The sequence below is a fragment of the Saliniramus sp. genome (assembly GCF_035311605.1).
Lineage (GTDB): Bacteria > Pseudomonadota > Alphaproteobacteria > Rhizobiales > Beijerinckiaceae > Saliniramus.
Genome location: NZ_DATGCW010000266.1, coordinates 1 through 7280 on the forward strand (window position 1 = coordinate 1; position 7280 = coordinate 7280).

Below are 7280 nucleotides of genomic sequence, written 5' to 3' on the forward strand. Positions count from 1 at the left end.
TGAACCCGTCCAGAAAGATCGCGGCGAGACTCACTGCAAACAGGGTGTAGAGCGCTTCGCGCGGCATCACCGTGCGCGCTATTTCCGGCCAGGGGCGCAGCAGGCGCCCCGAAGCCGAGACGATCTTCGCGCCCAGCCAGATATACAGGGTCAGGATGACAGTGAAGCCCTGCGCAGCAAAGATCGGCAGCGCTCCGGCCAGGCGCGCGGCAACCTGCTCGCCGGGAAGATCCCCGAAATCGGGCAGGGGCACGTCTTCGGGTGTATCCGTCTGGATACGCAGGACGGCTTCCGCCATCTCCTGAGCATTGCGACTATAGGCTTCGAAATCGAACCCGGTCAGGACGGAGGAGCCGAAATAGGTCAGCGCCCCGGTACCGGCGATCCAGGCCAGCAGCCGCCCGAGCGGATACCATTCCGTCTTGCCGTCGGCGCTGGTGCGCCCGAGCAGCGCAAGATAGCCGAGCCACCAGGCCGGGAGTGCGGTGGTCAGGAAATAGCCGAAGCCACCGAACAGGCTGCCATGCACGGCGGTAATCGCCACCGCACCGATCACGCCGGCGACGAGGCCTGAGCGGTGGTTGAAGGCGAGGGTGACGATGATCACGGGGATGGGTGCGAGCAGGACGAGCATCACGGCAAGCCCGGTTCCGACTCCGATCAGGGAGATCAGTATCGCCGAAGCCAACCCGGCCAGAACACCTGGTGCAATATAGCTCGTCATCCGCTGTCCCGCGCTCTTGCGTGGTTAGAGGCGTGGTTTGCGCCCCAACTTGCCCTGCGGCTCGACGGAGCCGGGGGCCGAAAAACGGCGGGCCGTCCGGGGACGGTCCGCCCTGGTTCGTCAGATCGCGATCTTACTTGATCACGAAGGGCAGGAGCCCCAGCAGACGTGCGCGCTTGATCGCCTTGGACAACTCACGCTGCTTCTTGGCGGAGACCGCCGTGATGCGTGACGGCACGATCTTGCCGCGTTCGGAGATGTAGCGCGAAAGCAGCTTCACGTCCTTGTAGTCGATCGCCGGAGCATTGGCGCCGGAGAACGGGCAGGTCTTGCGACGGCGGAAGAAGGGGCGACGGGCGCCAGCATTACCGAGTGCCATGGATCAACCCTCCCGGCTGGTTTCTTCGGGGCGACGACGCTCGCCGCGATCAGGGCGGTCACCACGATCAGGGCGGTCACCACGATCGCCGCGATCACGACGATCGTCGCGGTCGCGCTTTTGCACCATTGCGGAGGGCTCGGGGTCGAGCACTTCGACCTTGATGGTCATGAAGCGCAGGATGTCCTCGTTGATGCCCATCTGCCGCTCCATCTCCTTCACCGCCGCCGGGGGGGCGTCGAGATTGAGCAGGGTGAAATGCGCCTTGCGGTTCTTCTTGATGCGGTAGGCGAGCGTCTTCAGGCCCCAGCCCTCGACCTTCTCGACCTTGCCGCCATTGGTCTCGATGACACCCTTGAACGTGTCCACGAGAGCTTCGACCTGCTGCGACGAGATATCCTGTCGCGCAAGGAAGACGTGCTCATAAAGAGGCATATTTGGCCTTTCCAACTGCGTTTCATCGAACGTGACCCGGCGCCAAGCCCTTCGAGCCTGCCAAGGCCCGAGCGGTTGATCGAAGGCGGAGACACAGGATGCCGGACCGCAAGAGCCCTGCGCGCAGACGCGCGCCATCCGTTCAGCCCCCGGCCGGAGACGACGTTGTTGGGGCGATACAGCCTTTTCCGTGCGATTGCAAGCATGATGAAGGGTTTGCCGTCGCGCAGAGCGGCGGTGTGTGGGGATGAAACGATATGGCGACGCTGGATTGCCATGCAATTCAAATGCGTGAAAAGCAGGCAAGCCGGGATCAGTGGCGCCCTCCCGGCGCGGGTTATTGGTGAATCAGAGCTTCTTTTCGATTCCTCATGCTTTGCGCACCAAGCTGACGAGCGACGCAAAATTCTTGCATGAGTGTACAAGTGTTGATACATGCGGGGCGCAAATGGCAAAGGCCAACACCATCAGGAAACCCATTGTCTGGATGGGTTCTTCACTGAATGATATCAAATATTTATGCAATTTTTGGAGAGCGCGAAGCGAGAGGCATGCCATCAATTTGACCGGGCCCAGTCAGGACTCGAACCGGATGATTTGAGCCCCTTCGAGATGGTTGGGTCGGGCCCGAAGGAGATCCGGATCAATCTGGACGATGGCTGGTTTCGGGTCATGTATGTCGCAAAATTCGGCGAAGCCGTCCACGTGCTGCACTGCTTCAAGAAGAAGTCGAACAGAACCAGCAAGAACGATATTGATATTGCGAAAACACGCTACAAGCACGTCTTGCAGGAGAGGAGGGCGAAATGAATTCCGAGGATGGTGTGACGCATGTCACGCCCGCCGACGGCAACGTGTTTGCCGATCTCGGCTTTAATGAGCAGGAAGCACGGGATCTTCAGGCGCGGTCCCGGGCGATCATCGAGGAGAAGCTGGCCATCAAGATTTCGCTGATGGAAGAGCTTCACGCCTGGAAAAAGCGCGAAAAACTGAAGCAGGCGGAAGCGGCTGTCATTCTGGGCATTTCGCGACCTCGTGTGTCGGACGTCATGCGCAAGAAGACACAGAACTTTACCATTGATGCCTTGGCGGACATGATCATGCGGACCGGTCGGAAGGTGCATGTCTCGATCGGATCATGACCCGGACGCGCCGGATCGGTGAGCCCCCGTCAAACCTGCGCCGTGCAGCGCGGGGGCCTCGTCGGAGCATGGGCCCTTCGGCGCCTCGTCATGCATGCCGGATCACGGGAACGCGGGGCATCTCGCGGCGCCGGATCTTGCAACGCGGCAAGGGGCACTCTATCTGCCGGTCATCAGGCCGCATCGGTGCGCGGGTCACCGTGTGCACAGGAAGATGTGGGTAACCCGGGTGCCCGGCGCGGTTCAGGCGCTTTCATCACCCTTTTTTAGCCGAATCAGCTTAGTACTTTGAGTTTATGGCTTCGGCTTACGGATTCGCATGGCGTTCTCGACAGACGATACTGCATACCGCATCGCTGCGCTTACCGATCCCCTGCGCGAGGCTGCACGGGAAGCCGGCGCGATCGCACAGGGCTATTTCCGGCCCGGCGAGAAGACCAGCGCGCGGATCTGGTCGAAGGATGGCGGGTCGCCCGTCACCGAGGCCGACGTCTCCGTCGATGCCTTTCTCAAGATCCGCCTCTCGCAGCTTCTGCCGGAAGCCGCCTGGCTCTCGGAGGAGACGGCGGATAACGACCGGCGCATCGGTGCGCGCCTCGTCTGGATCGTTGATCCGATCGACGGCACCCGCGCCTTTCTCTCCGGCCACCGGGACTGGTCCGTCGCCATCGCGCTCCTGCTGGATGATGCGCCCGTTCTGGGTGTCGTGCACGCGCCCGCGCTCGACACGCTCTACGAAGCGCAGACCGGCGAGGGCGCGCGTGCCAACGGCGCTGCGATCACCGTTTCATCGACAGCCGATCTGCGCCGGGCCGGCATATCCGGGCCGCAGCCCATGATTGATGCGATGATACGGCGGGTCGGTGGCATGACGCCGCTGGCCAAGGTCCCCTCGCTTGCATTGCGGCTTGCGCGCGTCGCGGCAGGTGATATCGACGTGGCACTGGTCTCGCGCAATGCCCGCGACTGGGATCTCGCCGCCGCCGATCTCATTCTGCGTGAGGCGGGCGGATGCGTCTCCGACATGAGCGGCACCGATCCGCGCTACAATGCGGAAAATCCCGTCCATGGCGCGTTGGTTGCCGCCTCATCGATCTTGCATCCGCGGCTGATTGAGGCCATGACGGGGGCCGCTGAACAGAGCCGCGCGGTCTGACCGGTCGCGGCGAACCCAATCGCGGGCTGCCCGGCCCGGCAATGCGTGGATCGACCCATGAGCGAAGTCACGACGACCAAGAAACAGCTGCTTCATCTCGTCTTCGGCGGTGAACTGACCGGCGTCGAGGAGGTGCAGTTCCACAATCTGGATGAGCTCGACATCGTCGGCATCTATCCCGATTACGCCAGTGCCTATGCGGTGTGGAAGGCGAAGGCGCAGTCGACCGTCGACAATGCGCAGATGCGTTATTTCATCGTGCATCTGCATCGCCTTCTCGATCCGCCGCAGCCCTGAGCGGAGCAGCGGCGACGATGTCTTTGCTGAAACGGATCGGACGCTCACGCCCGGTACAGGAGGCGGCGGGGTTTCTGCTCGCAGCTTATCTGGGGCTGGTCCGGCGCACGAACCGTTTCGTCGTCGAGCCGGCTGACGCCTATGATCGCATCGGCCCGCACATGCCCGTCATTGCCGCTATGTGGCACGGCCAGCATTTCATGATCCACTTCGCCAAACGCAAGCAGGACCCTGCAGCGAGCCTCGTCTCGCGCTCCGGCGACGGCGAACTCAACGCCATCGCATTGCGGCATCTGGGCGTGCGCGCGATACGCGGCTCGGGTGATCGCGGGCGCGGCAGGCTGCGCGAGAAAGGTGGCGCGCAGGCGCTGCGGGCGATGCTCAAGGCGCTGGAAGCGGGTGAGATGGTTGTGATGACGGCTGATGTGCCGAAAGTCGCGCGCCGCGCCGGGGAGGGGATCGTTACCCTCGCGCGGCTGTCGGGCCGTCCCATCGTGCCGGTGGCGGTGGTCACCAGCAGGCGGCATGATTTCGACAGCTGGGACAAGGCCTCGATCGGCCTGCCCTTCGGTCGCGGTGCAATGGTGCTGGGCGATCCGATCATGGTTCCGCGCGATCTCGATGCCGAGGGTCTCGAGGCCTTGCGCAGCAGGGTCGAGACGGGGCTCGACGCCGTTCATGAGCGTGCCTATGCACTTGTCGGTGCGCGCGATCCGGGCGCTGACCTGCGCGTTGAGGGCGCTGCTGTGGCGTCCGGGCGCGCGGCGGGGTCGTCGTGATGGCCTCCCATTCCACGCCCCGTCTCCCCTTGTTGCTGCGGCTTTATCATTACGGCCTGGCCGCGCTCGAGCCCGCCGCAGCCGGTGTGCTGCTCTCGCGTCGGCGCAGGGGCAAGGAAGATCCGCAGCGTATGCGCGAGCGGCGCGGTCTTGCCGGGCGGGAGCGGCCCGATGGGCATCTGGCCTGGCTGCACGGGGCCAGTATCGGCGAGACCATGGCGATCCTGCCCGTGATCGAACGCCTCACCCGGCGCGGCGTGACCGTCCTCGTCACGTCCGGCACGCGCACCTCGGCGGAGATCATCGCCAAGCGCCTGCCGCCCGGCGCGATCCATCAATTCGTTCCCATCGACGTGCCGCGCTACATGCGCCGTTTCCTCGCCCACTGGCAGCCGGATATCGCTCTTTTCGCCGAATCGGAGATCTGGCCGAATGCCATCCTCGCGCTCGAGCAGCGGAACGTGCCGCTGATCCTGATCAACGGTCGGCTCTCCGAGCGCTCGTTTCAGCGCTGGTCGCGCGTGCCGCGCCTCGCCGAGGCGCTCCTGTCGCGATTCTCGCTCTGTCTCGCCCAGGCGAAGCCCGATGCCGAGCGGTTGCAGCGGCTGGGTGCGCCGCGCGTCGGTGTCGCGGGCAATCTGAAATTCGATTCGCCGCCACCGCCGGCCGACCCGCGTATCGTCGAAGCCTTGCAGGGGATGATTGCCGGGCGCCCTGTCTGGGTCGCGGCCAGCACCCATCCGGGCGAAGAGGAGATGGTGGTCGCGATCCACCGGGCGCTGGCGCGCAAATATCCCAAACTCATCACTATCATCGCCCCGCGTCACCCGCATCGCGGCGAGGCCATCGCCGAGATCGCCCGCGATTCAGCGCTCAATCCCGCCCGCCGTGCTCTGGGTGAGCAGCCCGAGAGGGAGGTCGATTTCTACATCGCCGATACGGTCGGCGAGCTCGGTCTGTTCTACCGGCTGACACCACTGGTTTTCGTGGGCGGTTCGCTGATCCCCCATGGTGGGCAGAATCCGATCGAACCGGCAAAGCTCGGCACCGCCATACTGCACGGGCCGCATGTGCACAATTTCGACGAGGTCTATACCGCGCTCGACGGGTCCGGCGGGGCGCTGCCCGTCGCTGATGCGCGGGCGCTTGCTGCGGCACTCGAGGATCTGATCGCGGATACGGCGCTGACCCGCGAGATGGCGCGGGCGGGCTACGAATCCGTGCAATCCCTCGGTGGTGCGCTCGATCGCACGCTGCGTGCCGTTGAGCCCTTCATTCTGGATGTGAAGATGGAGCAGCGCTGATGCGCGCCCCGGCCTTCTGGCAACGGGTTCCGCCATCACCGCTCGCCCGGATGCTGAAACCGCTTGCCGCGCTCTATGGATCCGTTTCCGGCTGGCGCATGGGGCGCGTTCTGGAGCGCGCAGCGCTGCCGGTGATCTGTATCGGCAATTTTACCGTGGGCGGGACCGGCAAGACGCCACTCGCCCTCGCAATCGCCTCCCTGCTCGCGCGGGAGGGGGAAAGCCCCAGCTTTCTCACGCGCGGCCATGGCGGGAATCTGCGCGGGCCGGTCGTGATCGATCCCGCGATTCATGACCATCGCGCGGCGGGAGACGAGCCGCTTTTGCTGGCACGCACGGCGCGCGTCATCGTCTCGGGGGACCGCCCCGCCGGGGCCAATCTCGCCGGTCAGACCGGCGCGACCGCCATCGTCATGGATGACGGTTTCCAGAACCCGGCTCTCGACAAGGATCTTTCGCTGCTCCTCGTCGATGGGGCCGTCGGCCTCATGAACGGGCTATGCCTTCCCGCCGGCCCCTTGCGCGCACCCCTCGCGCGGCAATGGGAGCATGCGGATGCGCTGGTCGTGATGGGGGAGGGCGCGCCGGGGGCGGTGCTCGCGCAGGACGCGCGAGCACGCGGATTGCCGGTTTTCAAGGCGGCGCTCGTGCCCGATCCGAATGTGCTGGAGCAGCTGCGCGGCGGACGCTATCTCGCCTTTGCCGGGATCGGGCGTCCTGCGAAATTCTTCGAAACGCTCACACAGGCGGGACTGGATGTGGCCGAGAGCCGCGCCTTTCCCGATCACCATCACTATCGTGAGCAGGAGATCGCCGCGTTGCGTGCGCGGGCGCAGAGCATTGGCCTCACCCTGATCACCACCGAGAAGGATGCCGTGCGGCTGGGTTTTGCGGATGACATCGCCGTTCTCCCCGTCACGGCACAGATCAGCGACGTGAAGGCGTTGGCATCCCTGGTGCGTCGGGCGCTGCGCGCGCCCTGATCGGTCAGCGCGCGGCTGCGGCGGCGCCCTCACCCGGAGCATCGACGGTTCCGGACGGGATTTTCGCGGCATTGACCTGTT

General features: G+C 64.7%; 10 protein-coding genes. 7 read left to right on the plus strand and 3 right to left on the minus strand.

Annotated features, from left to right (window positions below):
- The 3 genes from VKP01_RS12075 to rpsF form a co-directional block, all read right to left on the minus strand.
- Positions 1-724 (minus strand): DUF2232 domain-containing protein (locus VKP01_RS12075; protein ID WP_324412618.1); only part of this gene is annotated, 724 nt, incomplete at its 3' end.
- Between the two features lie 133 nt (positions 725-857).
- Positions 858-1103: a 30S ribosomal protein S18 gene (rpsR, locus tag VKP01_RS12080; protein ID WP_074444720.1), complete on the minus strand. Its 246-nt coding sequence runs from the start codon at positions 1101-1103 to the stop codon at positions 858-860.
- 3 nt (positions 1104-1106) lie between these two features.
- On the minus strand, positions 1107-1538 hold the full coding sequence (rpsF, locus tag VKP01_RS12085; RefSeq protein WP_324412620.1) for a 30S ribosomal protein S6: 432 nt from the start codon (positions 1536-1538) through the stop codon (positions 1107-1109).
- A gap of 519 nt (positions 1539-2057) precedes the next feature.
- On the opposite strand from rpsF, the gene VKP01_RS12090 reads away from it, so the two are divergent.
- The 7 genes from VKP01_RS12090 (at position 2058) to lpxK (ending at position 7199) form a co-directional block, all read left to right on the plus strand.
- A complete protein-coding gene (locus VKP01_RS12090; protein ID WP_324412622.1) occupies positions 2058-2348 on the plus strand; it encodes a type II toxin-antitoxin system RelE/ParE family toxin in 291 nt (96 codons plus the stop codon).
- Positions 2349-2362: 14 nt separating this feature from the next.
- Positions 2363-2680 (plus strand): helix-turn-helix domain-containing protein, encoded by a 318-nt coding sequence (locus VKP01_RS12095; protein WP_324412624.1) that lies wholly within the window; start codon positions 2363-2365, stop codon positions 2678-2680.
- Positions 2681-2999: 319 nt separating this feature from the next.
- The gene (locus tag VKP01_RS12100) at positions 3000-3836 is read left to right on the plus strand and encodes a 3'(2'),5'-bisphosphate nucleotidase CysQ (RefSeq protein ID WP_324412626.1); all 837 of its coding nucleotides are present in this window, start codon (positions 3000-3002) and stop codon (positions 3834-3836) included.
- A gap of 57 nt (positions 3837-3893) precedes the next feature.
- A complete protein-coding gene (locus VKP01_RS12105; RefSeq protein ID WP_074444724.1) occupies positions 3894-4133 on the plus strand; it encodes a DUF4170 domain-containing protein in 240 nt (79 codons plus the stop codon).
- A gap of 17 nt (positions 4134-4150) precedes the next feature.
- A complete protein-coding gene (locus VKP01_RS12110) occupies positions 4151-4912 on the plus strand; it encodes a lysophospholipid acyltransferase family protein (RefSeq protein ID WP_324412630.1) in 762 nt (253 codons plus the stop codon).
- Entirely contained in the window at positions 4912-6216 is a 1305-nt protein-coding gene (locus VKP01_RS12115) for a 3-deoxy-D-manno-octulosonic acid transferase (RefSeq protein ID WP_324412632.1), read from the plus strand. Before VKP01_RS12110 ends, VKP01_RS12115 begins: the two co-directional genes overlap by 1 nt.
- Positions 6216-7199 carry a tetraacyldisaccharide 4'-kinase gene (gene lpxK / locus VKP01_RS12120; RefSeq protein ID WP_324412634.1) on the plus strand — a complete coding sequence of 328 codons (984 nt, stop codon included), beginning with the start codon at positions 6216-6218 and terminating at the stop codon, positions 7197-7199. The genes VKP01_RS12115 and lpxK overlap by 1 nt, the downstream gene beginning before the upstream one ends.
- Positions 7200-7280: the final 81 nt, after the last annotated feature.